This window comes from Ensifer sp. ENS03 (genome assembly GCF_014852035.1).
GTDB classification, from domain to species: Bacteria; Pseudomonadota; Alphaproteobacteria; order Rhizobiales; family Rhizobiaceae; genus Ensifer; species Ensifer adhaerens.
Genome location: NZ_JACVAV010000002.1, coordinates 92,898 through 111,135 on the forward strand (window position 1 = coordinate 92,898; position 18,238 = coordinate 111,135).

Genomic DNA, 18,238 nt, shown 5'->3' on the forward strand with positions numbered 1-18,238 from the left:
CTGCCCGATGCAAACAAAAAGGGCGCCGCAACGGACGCCCCTTTTCCTATTCTGCTGCGGGTACCAATCAGCCGGCGAGTGCGACGGCCACCGCTTCGATCGCTTCGGCCGCCTTGTCGCCATCCGGACCGCCGGCCTGGGCCATGTCCGGACGGCCACCGCCGCCCTTTCCGCCGAGAGCGGCGGATGCGACGCGAACGAGGTCAACGGCGCTGAGCTTCGAGGTCAAGTCGTCGGTCACGGCAACGACCGCGCTTGCCTTGCCATCGCCGGAAACGCCGACGAAGGCAACGACGCCGGAGCCGAGGCTCTTCTTGCCGTCATCGGCCAGGCTCTTCAGATCCTTGGGCTCGACGCCCGAAACGACCTTGCCGAGGAAGCGAACGCCGGCGATTTCGCGGGCGGCATCGGCCGAACCCGCTTCGCCACCACCGAGTGCCAGCTTCTTCTTGGCCTCAGTCAGCTCGCGTTCCAGCTTGCGGCGCTCGTCGAGCAGCGCCTCGACGCGGCCGAGCACGTCGCCCGGCTGAACCTTCAGCGTGTTGGCGAGCGTCTTCACGCGCTCGTCCTGCTCGTTCAGATAAGCGCGTGCCGCTTCACCGGTCAGCGCCTCGAGGCGACGAACGCCGGCGCCGACGGCGCTTTCCGAGACGACGCGCACCAGGCCGATGTCACCGGTGGCAGACACGTGCGTGCCGCCGCAGAGTTCGACGGAGTAAGCGCGGTTGGCCTTGGAGCCGTGGATGCCGCGGCCCATCGAGACGACGCGAACCTCGTCGCCGTACTTCTCGCCGAAGAGCGCCATCGCACCTTCGGCAATCGCATCATCGACGCTCATCAGGCGCGTGGTCACCGGCGTGTTCTGGACGATGATCTCGTTGGCCATCTCTTCAACGACCTTCAGCTCCTCGGCCGTCATCGGCTTCGGATGAGAAACGTCGAAGCGCAGGCGTTCCGGCGCTACCAGCGAGCCCTTCTGGGCCACGTGGGTGCCAAGCACTTCGCGAAGCGCCTCATGCAGGAGGTGCGTTGCCGAATGGTTGGCGCGCAGGCGCGAGCGGCGGGCGTGATCGACGTCGAGCTGGGCGGCGTCGCCGGTCTTGACCGTGCCTTCGGCCACGGTCGCGAAGTGGACGAAGAGCCCCTCGCCGCGCTTCTGCGTGTCGGTGACGGTGAGCTTGCCGCTTTCCGTCGTGATCGTGCCGGTATCGCCCATCTGGCCGCCCGATTCGCCGTAGAACGGCGTCTGGTTGAGCACCACCTGGACGGTGTCGCCCTTGGCGGCGGTTGCTACGACAGCGCCATCGCGCACGATCGCCTGGATCACGCCCTCGGCGGTCTCGGTGTCATAGCCGAGGAAATCGGTCGCGCCGTGCTTTTCCTTGAGCTCGAACCAGATGGTCTCGGTCGCAGCTTCACCGGAACCGGCCCAGTTGGCGCGGGCTTCGGCCTTCTGGCGCTCCATGGCAACCGAGAAGGCGTCGGTATCGACGGTGATGCCCTTGGCGCGCAGCGCGTCCTGGGTCAGGTCGAGCGGGAAGCCGTAGGTGTCGTAGAGCTTGAAGGCGGTTTCACCGTTGAACTGGTCGCCTTCAGACAGATCGGCAGATGCGTCGGACAGCAGATTGAGACCGCGCTCCAGCGTCTTGCGGAAACGGGTTTCCTCAAGCTTCAGCGTCTCGGAGATCAGCGCTTCGGCGCGCACCAGTTCCGGATAGGCGCGGCCCATCTGGCCGACGAGTGCCGGCAAGAGCTTCCACATCAACGGATCCTGGGCGCCCAGCAGCTGCGCGTGACGCATCGCACGACGCATGATGCGGCGAAGCACGTAGCCGCGGCCTTCGTTCGACGGCAGCACGCCGTCGGCGATCAGGAAGGCGGACGAACGCAGGTGGTCGGCAATGACGCGATGGCTGGCGCGACGGTCGCCCTCAGCCTTTACGCCGGTCGCTTCTTCCGATGCGGCGATCAGCGCGCGGAAGAGGTCGATGTCGTAGTTGTCGTGTTCGCCCTGCAGCACGGCTGCGAGACGCTCGAGGCCCATGCCGGTGTCGATCGACGGACGCGGCAGGTTGACCCGCTCTTCCTTGGTGATCTGCTCGTACTGCATGAAGACGAGGTTCCAGATCTCGATGAAGCGGTCGCCGTCTTCGTCGGCCGAGCCCGGGGGTCCGCCCCAGATATGGTCGCCGTGGTCGTAGAAGATTTCCGAGCACGGACCGCAGGGACCGGTATCGCCCATGGCCCAGAAGTTGTCACTGGTCGGGATGCGGATGATGCGATCGTCGGAGAAACCGGCGATCTTCTTCCAGAGATCGAAGGCCTCGTCGTCGGTGTGGTAAACCGTGACCAGCAGGCGCTTGGCGTCGAGGCCATACTCCTTGGTGATCAGGTTCCAGGCGAGCTCGATCGCGTTCTCCTTGAAGTAATCGCCGAAGGAGAAGTTGCCGAGCATTTCGAAGAAGGTGTGGTGACGCGCGGTGTAGCCGACATTGTCGAGGTCGTTGTGCTTGCCGCCGGCGCGAACGCACTTCTGCGCCGTAACGGCCGTCGAATAGGGACGCTGCTCCAGGCCGGTGAAGACGTTCTTGAACTGCACCATGCCGGCATTGGTGAACATCAATGTCGGGTCGTTGCGCGGCACCAACGGGCTCGACGACACGACCTCGTGACCGTTCCTGCGGAAATAGTCGAGAAAGGTCGACCGGATTTCATTCACGCCGCTCATCTTGCGTCCTATTCTTAAGCACCGATTCCGGCCCGCGTCCGGCCCACGCCGCGCCACTAAGCCATTGTCCCTAAACCCTGCGGCCACCCGTGGTGACCGCACCCTCCAACGCGCTGGGTCGCCGGAACCAAAGGCTTTTATCGCTCACATATCCGACTGTCCAGACGCCAGCAAAAAACCGGCCGCCCACGGGACGACCGGTTTTCTGGTAACCTCAGTGGGCCGAGCGGCTTATGCTTCCGGCGGCTCGTCACCGTCGTCCGCTTCCGGACCGCCATTCTCGAGGAACCGATCAGCGATCAGGCCGGCGTTCTGGCGCAGCGCCGTCTCGATTTCGCGCGCGAGATCCGGATTGTCGCGCAGGAACGTCTTGGCGTTCTCGCGGCCCTGGCCGAGACGCTGGCTGTTGTAGGAGAACCAGGCGCCAGACTTTTCGACGATGCCGGCCTTGACGCCGAGGTCGACCAGTTCGCCGGTCTTCGATACGCCCTCGCCATACATGATGTCGAATTCGACCTGCTTGAAGGGAGGCGCCATCTTGTTCTTGACGACCTTGACGCGGGTCTGGTTGCCGACGACCTCTTCGCGCTCCTTGACCGAGCCGATGCGGCGGATGTCGAGGCGAACCGAGGCGTAGAACTTCAGCGCGTTGCCGCCGGTGGTGGTTTCCGGCGAACCGAACATCACGCCGATCTTCATGCGGATCTGGTTGATGAAGATGACCATGCAGTTCGACTTGGAGATCGACGCCGTCAGCTTGCGCAGCGCCTGGCTCATCAGGCGAGCCTGCATGCCCGGCAGGCTGTCGCCCATTTCGCCTTCGATTTCGGCGCGCGGCACGAGCGCGGCGACCGAGTCGACGACCAGCACGTCGATCGCGCCGGAACGCACCAGCGTATCGGTGATCTCAAGCGCCTGCTCTCCGGTGTCGGGCTGCGAGATCAGGAGGTTTTCGAGGTCGACGCCGAGCTTGCGGGCATAGACCGGATCGAGCGCGTGTTCGGCGTCGACGAAGGCGCAGATGCCGCCCTTCTTCTGTGCTTCGGCGACGGTCTGCAGCGCCAGCGTCGTCTTACCCGAGCTTTCCGGGCCGTAAATTTCAACAATGCGGCCCTTTGGCAGGCCGCCAATGCCGAGCGCGATGTCGAGGCTGAGAGAGCCGGTCGAAACCGTCTCGATCTCAATGATGCTGTCCTTCCCACCGAGCTTCATGATCGATCCCTTACCGAACGAACGTTCGATCTGGGAAAGTGCCGCTTCAAGTGCCTTGCTTTTATCCACCGATTTGTCCTCTACGAGCCGCAAAGAGTTTTGTGCCATTTGGTCCACCTTTAGGTTATTGAAGCTACCGAGGCAATGAAGCCGCCGCAGGAGTTTTTGTACATGTTTTGTTCCGTATTTGCAAGAGCGCGACAACACATTGAAAAACAATAGCTTTCAACGATACGTTCGATTCTTGTTCACGGAACGAAACCAGAGTTTTCGAATGTTGGCGCAAGCCCTTCGAACCTGCCCGGCAAGGCTCGGCCGATTCGCCTGCGCATGAGACTTTGAGCAGGTCGGGCGCGTGGCGCTTTGCGACGCGGCATTGCAGGATGCCAACAGATATTCGGCCGATCGGCCAAGCAGAGGAACATTCATGACGCAAGCTGACATCGCCGTTTTCGGTGGCGCGCATATCGACAGGCGCGGCCGTATATCGGGAACGACAGCGCCCGGGTCGAGCAATCCGGGAAGCTGGTTCGAAGAAGCGGGCGGCGGTGGTTTCAATGCCGCGCGCAACCTGGCGCGGCTTGGCCACAGCGTGCGCATGATCAGCACCCGCGGCGGTGATGCGGCCGGCGAGATGGTGACCGCAGCCGCGGCCGCGGCTGGCGTCATCGACAGTCCCCTGACCTTTCTTGACCGCCAGACGCCGAGCTATACGGCGATCCTCGAAAACGACGGCAATCTGGTGATTGCGCTCGCCGACATGGAACTCTACCGGCTGTTCTCGCCACGGCAGTTGCAGCGGCGGGCGCTCCGCGAGGTCATCGCCGCGAGCAAGCTGGTGCTGACCGACGCCAACCTGCCGGAAGAAACGATCGCCGCACTTGCCCAGTCGGCTGCCGGCAACGGCCGCCTCGTCGCCGGCATCGCTGTTTCGCCGGCCAAGGTCATCCGCTACCGGCCGTGCCTCTCGCATCTCTCGTTCCTGTTCATGAACGAATCCGAGGCGCGGGCGCTGACCGGCAAGGAGGCGGCCGAGGCGGAAGAATGGCCGGCCCTGTTGCGCGGTCTGGGCATCAACGGAGGCGTCGTGACCCGGGGCGGCCGTACGGTCGTTGCCTTCGAGGGCGACAGCGCCTGTGTCGTCGTGCCGCCGGCCCTGCCCGCCCTTGCCGACGTCACCGGCGCTGGCGACGCGCTCGCCTCCGGCTTCCTTTCCGCCCGCCTTGCCGGCCGCGATATCGCCGATTGCCTGCGGCACGGCATCGCAGCCGCCGGTTTGACGTTGCGTTCTCCCTTGGCCGCATCCGAAGAGATGTCCGCGGCCAATCTCGAACAGGCGCTGGCCCTTGTGCCCACGCCCCAAATGCTGTCATGACATTTGCCAGCAGAACTCCCAAGGAAAGACCATGACCAAACCCGCTTCCCCCTTCCTGCCGATGGAATATTCCGACGAGGTCGCAGCCGCCAAGGCGCGTGGCGCGCCGATCGTGGCGCTGGAATCGACCATCATCACCCATGGCATGCCCTACCCGGGCAACCTGAACATGGCCCGCAGCGTTGAAGCGATCATCCGCGAACAGGGTGCCGTGCCGGCGACCATCGCCGTCATTCATGGCGTACTGCATATCGGCCTTGACGATGCCAAGCTCGAAGAACTGGCCAAGACCCAGGGCGCGATGAAGGTCTCGCGCGCCGATCTCGCTTTCGCGATCGCCGAGCGCCGCACCGGCGCGACGACCGTCGCCGCGACGATGATCGCTGCTGCCCGCGCCGGCATCCGCGTCTTTGCGACCGGCGGCATCGGCGGCGTGCACCGTGGAGCGGAGCTCTCCTTTGACATCTCCGCCGACCTCGATGAACTCGCCCGCACCGGTGTCATCGTCGTCTGCGCCGGCGCGAAGGCGATCCTCGACATTCCGAAGACGCTCGAAGTGCTCGAGACCCGCGGCGTTCCGGTCGTCACCTATGACAGCGAAATCTTCCCGGCCTTCTGGTCACGCGACAGCGGCCTCAAGAGCCCGCTGATGCTGAACAGCCCGGCCGCGATCGCCAACTTCCAGACCATGCGCGAGCTGCTCGGCGTCGAAGGCGGCATGCTGGTTGCCAATCCGGTTCCGGAAGCTGCCGAGATCCCGCGCGAAGAGATGGAAATCTATATCGCCCGCGCGCTCGACAATGCCGAGAACGACGAGATCACCGGCAAGGCGGTCACGCCCTATCTGCTCAGCAACCTGTTCGAAATGACCGAGGGCCGCAGCCTCGAGACCAACATCGCGCTGGTCGAGAACAATGCCCGGCTTGCCGGCGAGATCGCCGTCGCGTTGAACGTGAAGTAATCCGGTAAGAAACGGCGAGAAATAGAGAAGCCCGGCCCGCAAGCGCCGGGCTTTTTGCATTGGCGAAGGCTGACGATGCGTTGGAAGTTTGATCAAGCACCTGATGTTGCCTGCGTTACCTGCCGTTCGGTGCTCGCGGGGCACCCGGTTCTCGTCGCAACACATCATGAAGACGATCATTCATGGGCGTTTACAGATGGCGCACCGATCGACATGGCGAAAGTGCTGGTGGTCGCGATGGCGGAGGTCGTCGAGCGCCACACCGACCTTGACGAGATCGCCGATCTTCCTCCCGGCTGGTCGGCAACGCGCGCCTCGGCCAATGGGCCTTGGTCAAGGCAGCAGAACGACTAGGGGCGGAAGCCTAACGTACCCAGCGCCGACCCCGGTCGATATCCCCTGGCGTTCAACTGCTCTAGGAATCGAGCATTTCGCGCACGGATACCGCCAGCTGCTTCAGCGAGAACGGTTTCGGCAGGAAGCCGAACTTGGCATCCGCCGGCAGGTTGCGGGCAAAGGCGTCTTCGGCATAGCCCGAGACGAAGATGAACTTCAGGTCCGGGTACTTCTTGCGCAGTTCGGTCAGGAGCGTCGGTCCGTCCATTTCCGGCATCACCACGTCGGATACGACGATATCGACGGCGCCGTTGAGCTCGTCCATGATGTCGAGCGCCTCGACGCCGGAGCCCGCTTCGTAGACGGTGTAGCCGCGCGTTTCCAGCATGCGCTTGCCGCCGCGGCGAACAGCCTCCTCGTCCTCGACGAGCAGCACGACTGCCGAATCTCCGGTGAGATCGGTCGGCTCCTCGGTCTTGACCACGGGAGCCGCTATCGTCTGCACCACCGGCGCAGCAACGGTTCCGGTGCCTGCCTGCGCGGGCTCCTCGGGCGCAACCGGCACCTCGATGTGGCGCGGCAAGAGGATGCGGAAGGTCGTGCCCTTGCCCACTTCCGATTCCGGATAGATGTAGCCGCCCGACTGCTTGACGATGCCATAGACCATCGACAGGCCGAGACCGGTGCCCTTGCCCACTTCCTTGGTCGTGAAAAACGGCTCGAAGATTTTGTCGAGGATTTCGGGCGCAATACCTGTTCCCTGGTCGGAAACTTCCACCATCACGAAGTCTTCGTCCGGCAGCTCACGGCGTCCGAAGGCCGAAACCTCAGCCGCCGGCAGATTGCGGGTGCGAAGTGTGATGATGCCGCCTTGGGGCATGGCGTCGCGAGCGTTGACCGCGAGGTTCAAAAGCACCTGTTCGAACTGGCCGAGATCGGTCCGGACCGGCCAGAGATCGCGGCCATAGTCGACCTCGACCTTGACGTTCGTTCCGGTCATGCGGTCGACCAGCATGCGCAGGTCGCCGATCACGTCGGTCATGTTGAGCACCGTCGGCCGCATCGTCTGCTTGCGCGAGAAAGCAAGCAGCTGCCGCACGAGAACAGCGGCACGGTTGGCGTTGCGCTTGATCTCCATCAGGTCGGCGAAGCTCGGGTCGGCCGGCCGGGCAGACAGAAGCAGGTGGTCGGACGACAGCAGGATCGCCGTCAGCACGTTGTTGAAGTCGTGCGCGATGCCGCCGGCAAGCGTGCCCACGGCGTTCATCTTCTGCGTCTGCGCCATCTGGTTTTCGAGCGCTTTCTGCTCGGTAATCTCCAGCGCATAGATGATCGCCGCTTCCTCCGGCGCCTGATCGGTCTGGTCGATCACGGCATTGACGTAGAAGCGGAAATGGCGCTCGCCATCGGTCGGGTGCAGCGCGTCGATCGGCGCGATGTCGCCCTGCCGGTCCTTGGCGGCCGCCAGCGCGTCGTGCAGGCGAAGCTTCTCGGTTTCGTGCACCACGGCATCGATCAGCGCGCCGCGCTCGACGTCGTCCTGCGAGACGAGACCGGAAAACAGCTTCAGGAACGGCGCGTTGGTGCGCAGGATCCGGCCATTGCCGTCGACCGAGGCGATCGCCATCGGCGTATTGTTGAAGAAGCGGGTAAAGCGCATCGCTGCGCTCGACGCCGACTGGTCGCTGTCCTCGCCGCCCTCGCGCGACATGACGATGGTGCGGCTTTCGCCGGGCGCGCCGTCGCGGGTCGAGGAGACACGGTGGATCATGCGCACCGGCAGGCTCTGGCCGTTCAACTTGCGCAGGTCGAGGTCGAGCATCTTGGTCTTCTTCAGACCCGGTTCGGCCTGCACCGCCTGGACGAGCGTCAGCCCCTCTCCAGCCACCAGATCGCCAATACTTATCGAGCCCGGCTGGAACTTGGTGAGATCGATGCCGAGCCAGTCGGCAAGCGTGGCGTTGATATAGAAGATCTCGCCCTTGCGACCGGCGGAGAAGAAGCCGGCGGGTGCGTGATCAAGATAATCAATCGCGTTCTGCAATTCCTTGAAGAAGCGCTCCTGGTCATCGCGTTCGGCGGTGATGTCGGCGATCTGCCAGAGATAGAGCGGATTGCGCTCGCTGTCTTCGAGCGGCAGCACGCGTGCCTTCAGCCGGAACCAATGGGCGCCGGAGCCGGTGGCCGCACCGGTCGCAAGCGGCTTCAGCAGGCGGAATTCCTCATGCCCCTGCTTGCCCTCGTGCAGGCCGTTGGTCAGCCGGTAGATTGCTTCCGTCGCCTCGCGATTGCGCGACAGGATCGTTTCGAGCGATTGGATGCCCGCAGCGTTCCTCGCGCCCGTGAGCGCGCCATAGGCGGCGTTGGCGTAGATGATCCGGCCCTTCCGGTCCGTGACGATCGTGCCGTCCTCATGCGCATCAAGAAAGGCGCGCGCCAGTTCGTCCGGGCGCGATTGCGGCATCACCTCGATGAAGCCGATGACCGAGGACACGAGAAAGAAGATGCCGACCATGGCGAGAACGCCGAGGATGCCGAGCACGATCTCGTTTTCCATCTGGTTCCGGAAGATCACGAAGGCGATGGCCGAGACGGTGAGGACGATCGCGAGCAGCACGATCCGCAGCACGGTTCCGGGCCTGACGCCACGGTCAACAACCGGCATCTGGTAGTCGCCTGACTGCCGCAATTTCGTCATCGGGTCCTCTTACGCGGCCGGCGCCGCGCGCGGCGCGGCCCAGCCCTTCCGGCCGGCATCCGCTCAAACCGCCGGGCAAAATCGGCCATAACCGACACGCCCTCGATCATTCGGACAAGAATCATCTTTAACAATCAGAGATAACAGCAAAAAGCACCTGTGCGGAAGCATTCGAGCCAATTCACAGGGAATGTCGGCGAAGTGCTTGTCCGAGCCCGAAAAAAGCCGTCAAATACTGCCACTCGAAAGGCAGAAGGAGTTCACCCTATGATGGAAACGATCATCGCGGACAACGGCAGCCGGTTCGTCGTCGCCGCTGCAGCGGTCGCGATTGGACTTTTGTGCCTCGTGGCCGTGCTCTGGATCATGCGCAACCGTCCTTCCTCGCCATTCATCCGTGGCGGCAAGAACCGCCAGCCGCGCCTGGCCGTGCTCGATGCTGCCGCTGTGGACACCCGGCGCCGTCTCGTGCTCGTGCGCCGCGACGATGTCGAGCACCTGATCATGATCGGCGGGCCGACGGATATCGTCATCGAAAGCCGGATCGTCGCCGGCGGCGACGAGCGCCCGGCCGTCAGCGAACGCTCTGCTGTCATCGAACGCAAGGTGACCGAACCAGTGGGTGAAAGCCGTCCGGCAGTCAGGGAACCCGTTCAGCAGCCCGCGCCGTCGATGCAGGCCGAACCCGTCGTCGCGACGCCAGTTCGCCCCATCACCCGGACAGAGGAACAGCCGGTCGCTCGCGTCGAGCCGGTGGCGCCCATGCGCGTTACGGCCGAACAGCGCCCGGTGGCAGCACCTGCCCTTGCTGCAGAGCAGCGCCCTCTCTCTCGCCCTGTCGCCCAGCCCGCACCCGAGAGCCCGTCTATCACCTCCGTCGCAGCACCCGCGGTCAACGTCGATGCAGCCATGAACCGCCCTGTGGCAATGGCGCAGACTGTACAGCCGCAACCCATTCAGATGCAGCCGGCCCAGCAGCTTCAGCGCCCCGCAGCGATCATCCAGTCGCAGCCTCAGCCCCAACCGCAGCCGGCTCCTGCGACCGCCCTTTCTGATTTCGAGCGCCTTCTCGACGCGGAGATCACCGGCGACCTGCAGCGCCTGGGTCCGGCAACATCGGTCACTCCGGAAAACCGTGCGCCGGCCCATTCCGGCCGTCAGGAGCCGACGCTTGGCGCGCCTGTCGCCGACGGCGGTCATAAGGAGCCGACAATCGAAGAAGAGATGAACCGCATGCTGGCCGACATCTCCGCCGGGCGGAAGCCCTGATTGCCGCATTGGCCTGACGGCGACGTCAGGCATCGCGACGGCAGCGAGATACTTGTCTGAGCCCAGGCATCGAAGCGAAGAGCCGCTTCGTTGCTTCGGAATAAATTCGGGACAACGGAAAAAGGCGCGGTTTGACCCGCGCCTTTTTTCAGACTGTTACGAAAGCCCGAAAGCTTATTCGTCCCGGTAGACCTTTTCCCGCCGCTCGTGGCGCTCCTGCGCCTCGATCGAGAGGGTCGCGATCGGACGGGCGTCCAGTCGCTTCAGGCCGATCGGCTCGCCTGTTTCTTCGCAGTAGCCGTAGGTACCTTCGTCGAGACGCTGCAACGCCGCATCGATCTTGGAGATCAGCTTGCGCTGGCGGTCCCTGGCTCTGAGCTCGATTGCCCGATCAGTTTCGGAAGAAGCCCTGTCTGCGAGATCCGGATGATTGGCGCTCTCCTCTGCCAAGTGATCCAGTGTCTCGCGTGCCTCGCGAAGGATGTCGTTTTTCCAAGCGTTCAACTTGGCCCGGAAGTACGCCCGGTGGTTGGCATTCATGAATTCATCGTCCTCGGAAAGGACGAAGGTACTAAGATCGATCTTCTCACTCAACGCGATTCTCCTGAAGAACATCTCATTGCGGCGGTGTATAGACCTATGGAAGCTGTGATTCAAGCCTCGCAACAGACACTCAACCGTATTTTAATGTTGCTAGCGTTTCAGGCTAACTGACGAATATTTCATCAAAATTACACATCGGATCTTGATTTCCAACTTGCGCCCACCGAAGCCGCCGCCTCTGCTCGCTGAAAAGTGACAATGACGTGTTTGCGCCATTTTACCGTCCATTCACGACCGCGGCAAAGCGCAGCACCGGCAGTCCCCGAAAAAATCACGGCGGCCAGCTTGATCTTTATGGTGCGTGCGGGGAAAGGTGACGGTCTGCCGGCCGACATGAAAGCCGGCAAAATTCTACCCTGTCGCTGCAACCGGCAGGCAACGCCGGAACCGATCGATGCAAGACAGCGCCCCCAAGGCTCTCCGCCTCTACCTCCTGCGGCACGCCCGTTCCGGCTGGGCCCTGCCGGGCCAGCGCGATTTCGATCGGTCGCTGGACGAGGTCGGCTACATCGATGCGGAGCGGCTTGCCCAGACCGCCGCAGACCAGGGCATCCGCCCCGACCGCATCCTCTGTTCGACGGCGGTGCGCTGCCGCGAAACGGCCGAGCCGTTCTTCCGCACGGTCAGCGAAGAGCTGGATATCCGCTACATCGATGCGCTCTACTCCGGTCCGACGAGCATCTATCTCGACCTCATCGATGCGCACCGGCATGTAAACGCGCTGATGCTCGTCGGCCACAATCCGATGATCGAACAATTGCTCTGCAACCTGGTGGGCGACGAGGCCGCCCGCGAGGCGCTTCCCGATGGATATCCGCCGGCTGGCCTGGCCATTCTGGATCTGCCGTCTGACGCTACCTCCGCCCGCCTGGTATCGCTGCTGTTGCCGACGCCATGAAGGCGCACCGTAAGAAGAATTGACACGTGCGCGTTGCGGCGCCGCAATTAGTGCCTATATCGCGGAGGCAGCCCGCAGCCGATCGTCGTTCGGCGGGCTTGACGATGCGAACGACCCCGGGAAACACGCCGCAAGAAAGACCAAGACTTGGCGCCTAACCTGACCAGCTTCAAAGACGACGCGCTGATCGCGCTCGATAACCTCACCGACCGCGCCTCCGGCCTCGTCAATCCCTCGATCCGGCTCGGCGTCACCGGCCTGTCCCGTTCGGGAAAGACCGTCTTCATCTCGTCCCTGGTGCACAATCTGCTGAACGGCGGGCGCCTGCCGGTGTTCGAGGCGGTGCGTTCGGGCCGGGTCTCGAAGGTCAGGCTCGAGCCGCAGCCCGACGATGCCGTGCCGCGTTTCCAGTATGAGGATCATATCGCAGCCCTGGTGCGCGATCGCATCTGGCCAGACTCCACGCGCGCCATCTCGCAGCTGCGCATCACCCTTGAATATGAGAGCGCCAGCGGCTGGAACCGGCTGTTCTCGCCGGGCCGGCTGTCGCTCGACATCGTCGACTATCCCGGCGAATGGCTGCTCGACCTGCCCCTGCTCGCGCAGGACTTCCGCGAGTTCAGCAACAATTCGGTGGCGCGCGCCCGTGCACCTGGCCGTGCGAAGTTGTCGGCCGAATGGCTGACGCTTGCGTCGTCGGCTGGCTCGACGGCGACAGCCGACGAAAGCAGCGCCCGCCGGCTCGCCGAGAGCTTCACCGGCTATCTCAGGGCCTGCAAGGCGGACGAACGCTCGCCCTCAACTCTGCCGCCTGGACGTTTCCTGATGCCGGGCGACCTCGAAGGTTCGCCGGCGCTCACCTTCTCGCCGCTTCCGGACCTACCCGAGGGCCGTGCACCAAAGGGTTCGCTCTGGGCGATGATGGAGCGGCGCTACGAAGCCTATAAGAAACATGTCGTCAGCCCGTTCTTTCGCGAGCATTTCGCGCGCCTGGACCGGCAGATCGTGCTCGTCGATGCCCTGCAGGCGATCAACAACGGCCCAGAGGCGCTGCTCGATCTCGAGCAGGCGCTGGCCGACGTGCTTGCCTGCTTCCGTCCGGGGACCAACAGCTGGCTTTCGTCCTTGCTGACGCGACGGATCGACAAGGTGCTGATCGCAGCAACCAAGGCGGATCACCTGCATCACGAAAGCCACGACCGGCTGGAGCACATCGCCGCGCGCCTCGTCGATCGCGCCGCCGAAAGCATCGGATTGAGCGGCGCCGGCCTCGAGGTCATGGCGCTCGCATCGGTCCGGGCCACCCGCGAAGCGACCGTCAACCACGACGGCCATGCGCTGCCGGTCATCGTCGGCACCCCGATTGCCGGCGAGAAGATCAACGGCGAAATCTTCGATGGAGAAAGGAAAACAGCGATATTTCCCGGTGACTTGCCGGAAGATCCTGAAGTTCTTTTCAAGACGATGGAGACCCGGTCCGGCGCGACGACCTATCTCGAAAGCGCTCATCCGCTTCCGGAACTCAGCTTTGTTCGCTTCCGCCCGCCACATCTTGAGGAAACCGGCGGTGGCTTGAAACTGTCGGTGCCGCATATCCGCCTCGACCGGGCCATGCAATTCCTGTTCGGAGACCGGCTCGCATGAGTGACGACAGCAACGGTCGCAGCCGCCGTCCCAGCGCCTTTTCAGTTGGCGAAGACAAGCCCGCCGAGGCCGGTCCGCAGCTGCGCGCGCGGCGCGCGCCCGCAAGTTTCGACGACAATGTGGTACTGACACCCGATGCGGAAGACCCGTTCCGCGAGACCACGCTTGCGGTGGAGGCCCTCGCCTTGCCCGAAGCAAGTCCTCGCAAGCGCCGCCTGTCAGTTGGCAAGATCGCGACCGGCGCCCTCGGCATCATCCTGTCACTGGCTGCCGGCCTCTGGGTCGACCGCCTGCTTCGCGATCTCTTCGCGCGTGCCGATTGGCTCGGTTACGCCGCGCTTGCCGTCGTCGCGATCGGACTGCTGGCGCTGCTGATCGTCGTTGGCCGCGAATTTTCGGGGCTAATGCAGCTCACGGCGATCCAGAAGCTGAAAGCGGAAACGGAAGCGGCGGCCGCTTCGGCCAGTGCTAAACCCGCGCGCGCGGCGCAGGCAAAGCTCGTCCACCTGCTGGCCAGCAATCCGCGGACGGCGCGCGGGCGCACACGGCTGAAGGAAAGCGAAGGCGAGATCATCGACGGTCCGCACGTGATCGAACTCACCGAGCGCGAGCTGCTCAGCCCACTCGACCGCGAGGCGCGGCGCCTCATTCTCGCGGCTTCCAAGCGCGTGTCGATCGTCACGGCGGTCAGCCCGCGGGCGCTCGTCGACCTCGGCTACGTCCTCTACGAATCTGCCCGCCTGATCCGCGCCATGGCCGAACTTTACGGCGGTCGCCCCGGCACGCTCGGCCTCTTGCGGCTGATGCGCGACGTGATCGCTCATCTGGCCGTCACCGGCTCGATCGCCGCCGGCGACAGCCTGATCCAGCAGGTGCTCGGCCACGGGCTGGCTTCGAAGCTCTCGGCGCGCCTGGGCGAAGGCGTCATCAATGGCCTGATGACCGCACGCATCGGCATCGCCGCGATGGACCTTTGCCGCCCGATGCCGTTTCGCGCGCTGAAGCGTCCCGGGATCGGTGATTTTCTCGCCGACCTCAGCCCCGGCGCCGGACGCGTGATTGGCGAAAGCGGCGAGAAATAGCGCGGTCACGCGAAACTAGATCCCCGCATACCAGTCGTAGCCGAGATCTTCCCAATAGCCGCCGCGCCCTCGACCGAAGGGCGAGATCGGCAACGACTTCGATCGCCTTGATGTACTTCGCCATCTTGTAACCCAGCTGGCGCTCGACCCGGACGCGCAGTGGAGCACCGTTGGCGACCGGCAGAGCCGCGCCGTTCAGGCCATAAGCGAGGATCGTTTGCGGGTGATGCGCATCGAGCATATCGATCGATTCGTAATAGGCGACCGAGCCGCCAAGGCCGAGCGGCATGCTGTCGAAGCAATGAAAGACCACGTAACGCGCCTCGGGCTTCACCCGGGCTTCATCGAGGACGCGAGTAAGGGCAACGCCGCTCCACTTGGCGATGCAGCTCCAGCCCTCGACACAGTCGTGTCGAGTGATCTGGGTGCGCGACGGCATGTTTCGCAGCTCTGCAAGCGTCAGGTGAAGCGGTCGCTCGACCAGGCCGGAAACGCGAAGCCGGTATCCGGAAAAGCCGTCCTGCTTCAGCGCGAGATAGGTCGCATCACCCGGGTCGGTGGAGCCGTTCGGTCGTTGCCCCTGCCGGATCTCGCTCTCGGCAAATTCCGGCGCCAGCCGCTCAGCCGGCACCAGCAGCCGCTGTGCTCGGTAAGTAAGGCTGTTGGCGGATGCGAGAAAGTCGCGCACGCGACTGCCGCCGCCAACGAAGCCGTCGAGTGCGTCGCACCCGGCAAGCGGCAACGACGAGACCGTAGCCCCCGCCGCCGCCAGGAAGCGCCGGCGACTGAGGAGGAACGTGCTCATGTTCTTCCTCCCCGGTCCATCGAACGCCTGATGCGATAACGCCCAGTAATCATCGACCGCATCTCGTTGATCGGACCGGCGGCAAAAACCATGGCGATGTGCACAGTGAAGAAGCCGACGAGCAGAAGCATCATGACGAAATGGATCGTGCGGGCCGACTGCCTGCCGCCAAAGAGTTGAACCAGCCAGGGCCAGCCGGCGTCCATGCCCGGCGACATCGTCAGCCCTGTCGCGATCATGAGAGGAAAAAAGACCAGGAGAACAATGCCGTAGGAGAGTTTCTGCAAGCTGTTGTAACGCCCGTGATGTTCGAAGCGAAACTGCAGATGCGCGATGAAGGTCGCGGGCAAGGCGCGGATGTCGGCCAAAGCGGGAAGAATGTCCCGCCGCAGGTGACCGTTGATCGCGCTTGCGACCAGCCAGATGGAATAGACGACGGCAAACATCCAGGCGAAGAAGAAGTGCACGACGCGGCCGGTGGCGAGGTCCTGGTAGGACGGCAAGGTCAACCAGGCCGGAAAAGCCCGATAGGCCCGCTCCTGTTCCGGCCCGCTGACGCCCAGGACACCAGTGGTGTCAACGCTCAGCCCCAAGACTGTCGTCAGGCCGCGAACCTCGCCGCTTCGTTCACGCACAGGCCCAATCGACAGGATGCTGTTGTCGAAGGCAAAACCCGACTGCTGCCCGACATAGAGTGCCGGGTGCGCGTTGAAGATCTGCAGGCCGCTGAGAAACAGAAATAACAGCGCGCCGGCCCATCCCCAATGGGCAAGCCGGGTTGTCAGCCGGTGCTGCGATATCACCAGGCTCTGCTGTGCGTCTGACGCGGTCGATTCGGAATCATGTCCTGCTGCAACCATGGGAAATCTCCCGTTTCCCATGGTTATACGTAGCGCGATTGGGGCAAGTTTCATGTCCCCGCACAATGCTCGCCGAAATCCGCCAACCCACTGTATTTCCTAAGCCAAAAATGCTGTGGTCAATCCGCTTTTCGGCCACAAAGAAGCCGCGCCGCGCACCGCGCAGAAACCGTCCGTTAACCATTTGCGCGCAAATGTGGCTTTCAGTTTCGGACGTTGACCCATCAAGGATCGTTTATGTTCTCGCGCCCTTCTTTGATCGCTCGCGGCGCTGCCGCCTTCGCGCTTGCAGCCACCGTCGGCCTTGCGACACCGGCTTTTTCCGGCGCCAAGGACAAGGTCTTTTTCGAGAAGGTCGCGGGCCAGTGGAAGGGCCCGGGCGAGATCGTCGCGGGCAAGTACAAGGGCACCAAGTTCACCTGCGATCTCTCGGGCGAACCGGTTGCGGGCGATGACACCGGCATCAAGCTCGACGGCTTCTGCCGCGTCGGCGTGTTCAAGCAGCCGATGTCGGCGCTGATCACACAGAAGGGCAACACCTATACCGGCAAGTTTCTCGACGGCGCCGAGGGCAAGGGCCTGGATATCATTTCCGGCAACGTCGCCAAGGACAAGGTCGTCGTCGGCATCAATCGCAAGAAGCTGAATGGCGCCATGATCGCCCGTCTGCAGGACGACCAGACGATGAACATCACCATTTCGGTCAAGGTCGAAGAAACGATGGTGCCGGTCATCGGCGTCAGCCTCAACCGCCAGATCGACGCGATCGCTGTCGGCTCGATCAAGTAACGTTCAACACCCGAATAAACGACGAAGCCCCGGCATCGACCGGGGCTTTGTCGTTTGTGGATTATGTTGCGGTCCTGTTCAGGCGCCTGCGCGCCACCAGCTCATGTCACCATCCGCAACCTCGATGCCTGCGACGTCAGCCTGCTGCAGCCAGTCGCCGACCGGACGGCCGCCAACAGCCATGTCGGCGGCGAAATCGGCAAGCGGCATCAGTACGAAACCGCGCTCGGTCATCCTCGGATGTGGCAACTCCAGCCGCCCGCCCGCTTGCGCCACGCCCTCGAAGGTCAGCACATCGATGTCGAGCGTGCGCGGCCCCCAGCGCTCGTCGCGAACCCTCTTCATCGACCGTTCGATATCAAGGCAGGCGTCGAGCAGGGCTTCGGGCTCGAGCGTCGTGTCGACCTTGGCGCAGGCATTGTAGAACCAGGCCTGGTCCGTCTTGCCCCAGGGCGGCGTGCGATAAAGGCGCGAGACGGCCTTGACCACGCAGTCGTCGCGGGCATCGAGCAGGCGAAGCGCTTCGGCCATCGCCTTGCGGGGATCGCCGAGATTGCCGCCAAGCCCGAGTGTCGCTGCCCGCCAGCTCACCTCAGACGACATGCTCGACCGTCACTTCGACATAATCGAGCACACCCGGAACCGGCGCATTTGGCTTACGGATCGACACCTTGGCGCGCTTGATCTGCGGGAAGCGCACGCAGAGCGTCTTGGCCACTTCCAGCGCCAGCGCCTCGATCAGATAGCGGCGGCGGCCGGTGACGATGCGCTCGATCTCCTGGAAGGCGATGCCGTAATGCACGGTGTCTTCGATCGAGTCGTCGACCAGCGCCGTTCCCTGTTCGACTTCGAGCTCGGCATCGACGAAGAAGCGCTGACCGAGAAGCTCCTCCTCATCGAAGACGCCGTGGCGCGCGAAGAAGGCGCAGTTCTTGAGGGTGATGATATAGGTCGCGCTCATGCTTCTCAGTCCCATCG

15 protein-coding genes and 1 pseudogene are annotated in these 18,238 nt (G+C 63.6%); 8 read left to right on the forward strand and 8 right to left on the reverse strand.

From position 1 onward, the window contains the following. Positions 1-67: 67 nt before the first annotated feature. Both alaS and recA read right to left on the reverse strand, forming a co-directional pair. Positions 68-2,728 (reverse strand): alanine--tRNA ligase, encoded by a 2,661-nt coding sequence (alaS, locus tag IB263_RS07110; RefSeq protein ID WP_192438094.1) that lies wholly within the window; start codon positions 2,726-2,728, stop codon positions 68-70. Positions 2,729-2,959: 231 nt separating this feature from the next. Beyond that, positions 2,960-4,048, reverse strand: coding sequence for a recombinase RecA (recA, locus tag IB263_RS07115; RefSeq protein WP_043614579.1), 1,089 nt, complete (start codon positions 4,046-4,048; stop codon positions 2,960-2,962). Positions 4,049-4,367: 319 nt separating this feature from the next. On the opposite strand from recA, the gene IB263_RS07120 reads away from it, so the two are divergent. The 3 genes from IB263_RS07120 (at position 4,368) to IB263_RS07130 (ending at position 6,630) form a co-directional block, all read left to right on the forward strand. After that, positions 4,368-5,315 (forward strand): carbohydrate kinase family protein, encoded by a 948-nt coding sequence (locus tag IB263_RS07120; RefSeq protein ID WP_089044110.1) that lies wholly within the window; start codon positions 4,368-4,370, stop codon positions 5,313-5,315. Positions 5,316-5,346: 31 nt separating this feature from the next. Further along, positions 5,347-6,276 carry a pseudouridine-5'-phosphate glycosidase gene (locus tag IB263_RS07125; RefSeq protein WP_034794581.1) on the forward strand — a complete coding sequence of 310 codons (930 nt, stop codon included), beginning with the start codon at positions 5,347-5,349 and terminating at the stop codon, positions 6,274-6,276. A gap of 75 nt (positions 6,277-6,351) precedes the next feature. Next, positions 6,352-6,630, forward strand: a complete 279-nt coding sequence (locus IB263_RS07130) for a hypothetical protein (RefSeq protein ID WP_051659310.1) — start codon at positions 6,352-6,354, stop codon at positions 6,628-6,630. 61 nt (positions 6,631-6,691) lie between these two features. Here the strand turns inward: IB263_RS07130 and cckA are convergent, their stop codons facing one another. Continuing rightward, positions 6,692-9,310 (reverse strand): cell cycle histidine kinase CckA, encoded by a 2,619-nt coding sequence (gene cckA / locus IB263_RS07135; RefSeq protein ID WP_090293870.1) that lies wholly within the window; start codon positions 9,308-9,310, stop codon positions 6,692-6,694. Positions 9,311-9,577: 267 nt separating this feature from the next. Here cckA and IB263_RS07140 point away from each other — a divergent pair, with 267 nt between their 5' ends. Then, positions 9,578-10,579: a flagellar biosynthetic protein FliO gene (locus tag IB263_RS07140; RefSeq protein WP_192438096.1), complete on the forward strand. Its 1,002-nt coding sequence runs from the start codon at positions 9,578-9,580 to the stop codon at positions 10,577-10,579. 174 nt (positions 10,580-10,753) lie between these two features. Here the strand turns inward: IB263_RS07140 and dksA are convergent, their stop codons facing one another. Further along, the gene (dksA, locus tag IB263_RS07145) at positions 10,754-11,173 is read right to left on the reverse strand and encodes an RNA polymerase-binding protein DksA (RefSeq protein WP_034794589.1); all 420 of its coding nucleotides are present in this window, start codon (positions 11,171-11,173) and stop codon (positions 10,754-10,756) included. 403 nt (positions 11,174-11,576) lie between these two features. On the opposite strand from dksA, the gene IB263_RS07150 reads away from it, so the two are divergent. The 3 genes from IB263_RS07150 (at position 11,577) to IB263_RS07160 (ending at position 14,806) form a co-directional block, all read left to right on the forward strand. Continuing rightward, positions 11,577-12,080: a histidine phosphatase family protein gene (locus tag IB263_RS07150; protein WP_034794591.1), complete on the forward strand. Its 504-nt coding sequence runs from the start codon at positions 11,577-11,579 to the stop codon at positions 12,078-12,080. Positions 12,081-12,227: 147 nt separating this feature from the next. Then, positions 12,228-13,724, forward strand: a complete 1,497-nt coding sequence (locus IB263_RS07155; protein ID WP_192438099.1) for a YcjX family protein — start codon at positions 12,228-12,230, stop codon at positions 13,722-13,724. Then, entirely contained in the window at positions 13,721-14,806 is a 1,086-nt protein-coding gene (locus IB263_RS07160) for a YcjF family protein (RefSeq protein ID WP_192438101.1), read from the forward strand. Before IB263_RS07155 ends, IB263_RS07160 begins: the two co-directional genes overlap by 4 nt. A gap of 15 nt (positions 14,807-14,821) precedes the next feature. Here IB263_RS07160 and IB263_RS07165 read toward each other — a convergent pair. Together IB263_RS07165 and IB263_RS07170 are read right to left on the reverse strand one after the other, a co-directional pair. Continuing rightward, positions 14,822-15,611, reverse strand: a pseudogene (locus IB263_RS07165) (molybdopterin-binding protein). After that, positions 15,608-16,471 carry a cytochrome b/b6 domain-containing protein gene (locus IB263_RS07170; protein WP_192438103.1) on the reverse strand — a complete coding sequence of 288 codons (864 nt, stop codon included), beginning with the start codon at positions 16,469-16,471 and terminating at the stop codon, positions 15,608-15,610. The pseudogene IB263_RS07165 and the gene IB263_RS07170 overlap by 4 nt, the downstream one beginning before the upstream one ends. Positions 16,472-16,708: 237 nt before the next feature. On the opposite strand from IB263_RS07170, the gene IB263_RS07175 reads away from it, so the two are divergent. Beyond that, positions 16,709-17,260: a hypothetical protein gene (locus IB263_RS07175; RefSeq protein ID WP_034794604.1), complete on the forward strand. Its 552-nt coding sequence runs from the start codon at positions 16,709-16,711 to the stop codon at positions 17,258-17,260. A gap of 78 nt (positions 17,261-17,338) precedes the next feature. Here the strand turns inward: IB263_RS07175 and folK are convergent, their stop codons facing one another. Then, positions 17,339-17,863, reverse strand: coding sequence for a 2-amino-4-hydroxy-6-hydroxymethyldihydropteridine diphosphokinase (folK, locus tag IB263_RS07180; RefSeq protein WP_112976759.1), 525 nt, complete (start codon positions 17,861-17,863; stop codon positions 17,339-17,341). Continuing rightward, positions 17,853-18,221, reverse strand: a complete 369-nt coding sequence (gene folB / locus IB263_RS07185; RefSeq protein WP_034794609.1) for a dihydroneopterin aldolase — start codon at positions 18,219-18,221, stop codon at positions 17,853-17,855. The genes folK and folB overlap by 11 nt, the downstream gene beginning before the upstream one ends. Positions 18,222-18,238: the final 17 nt, after the last annotated feature.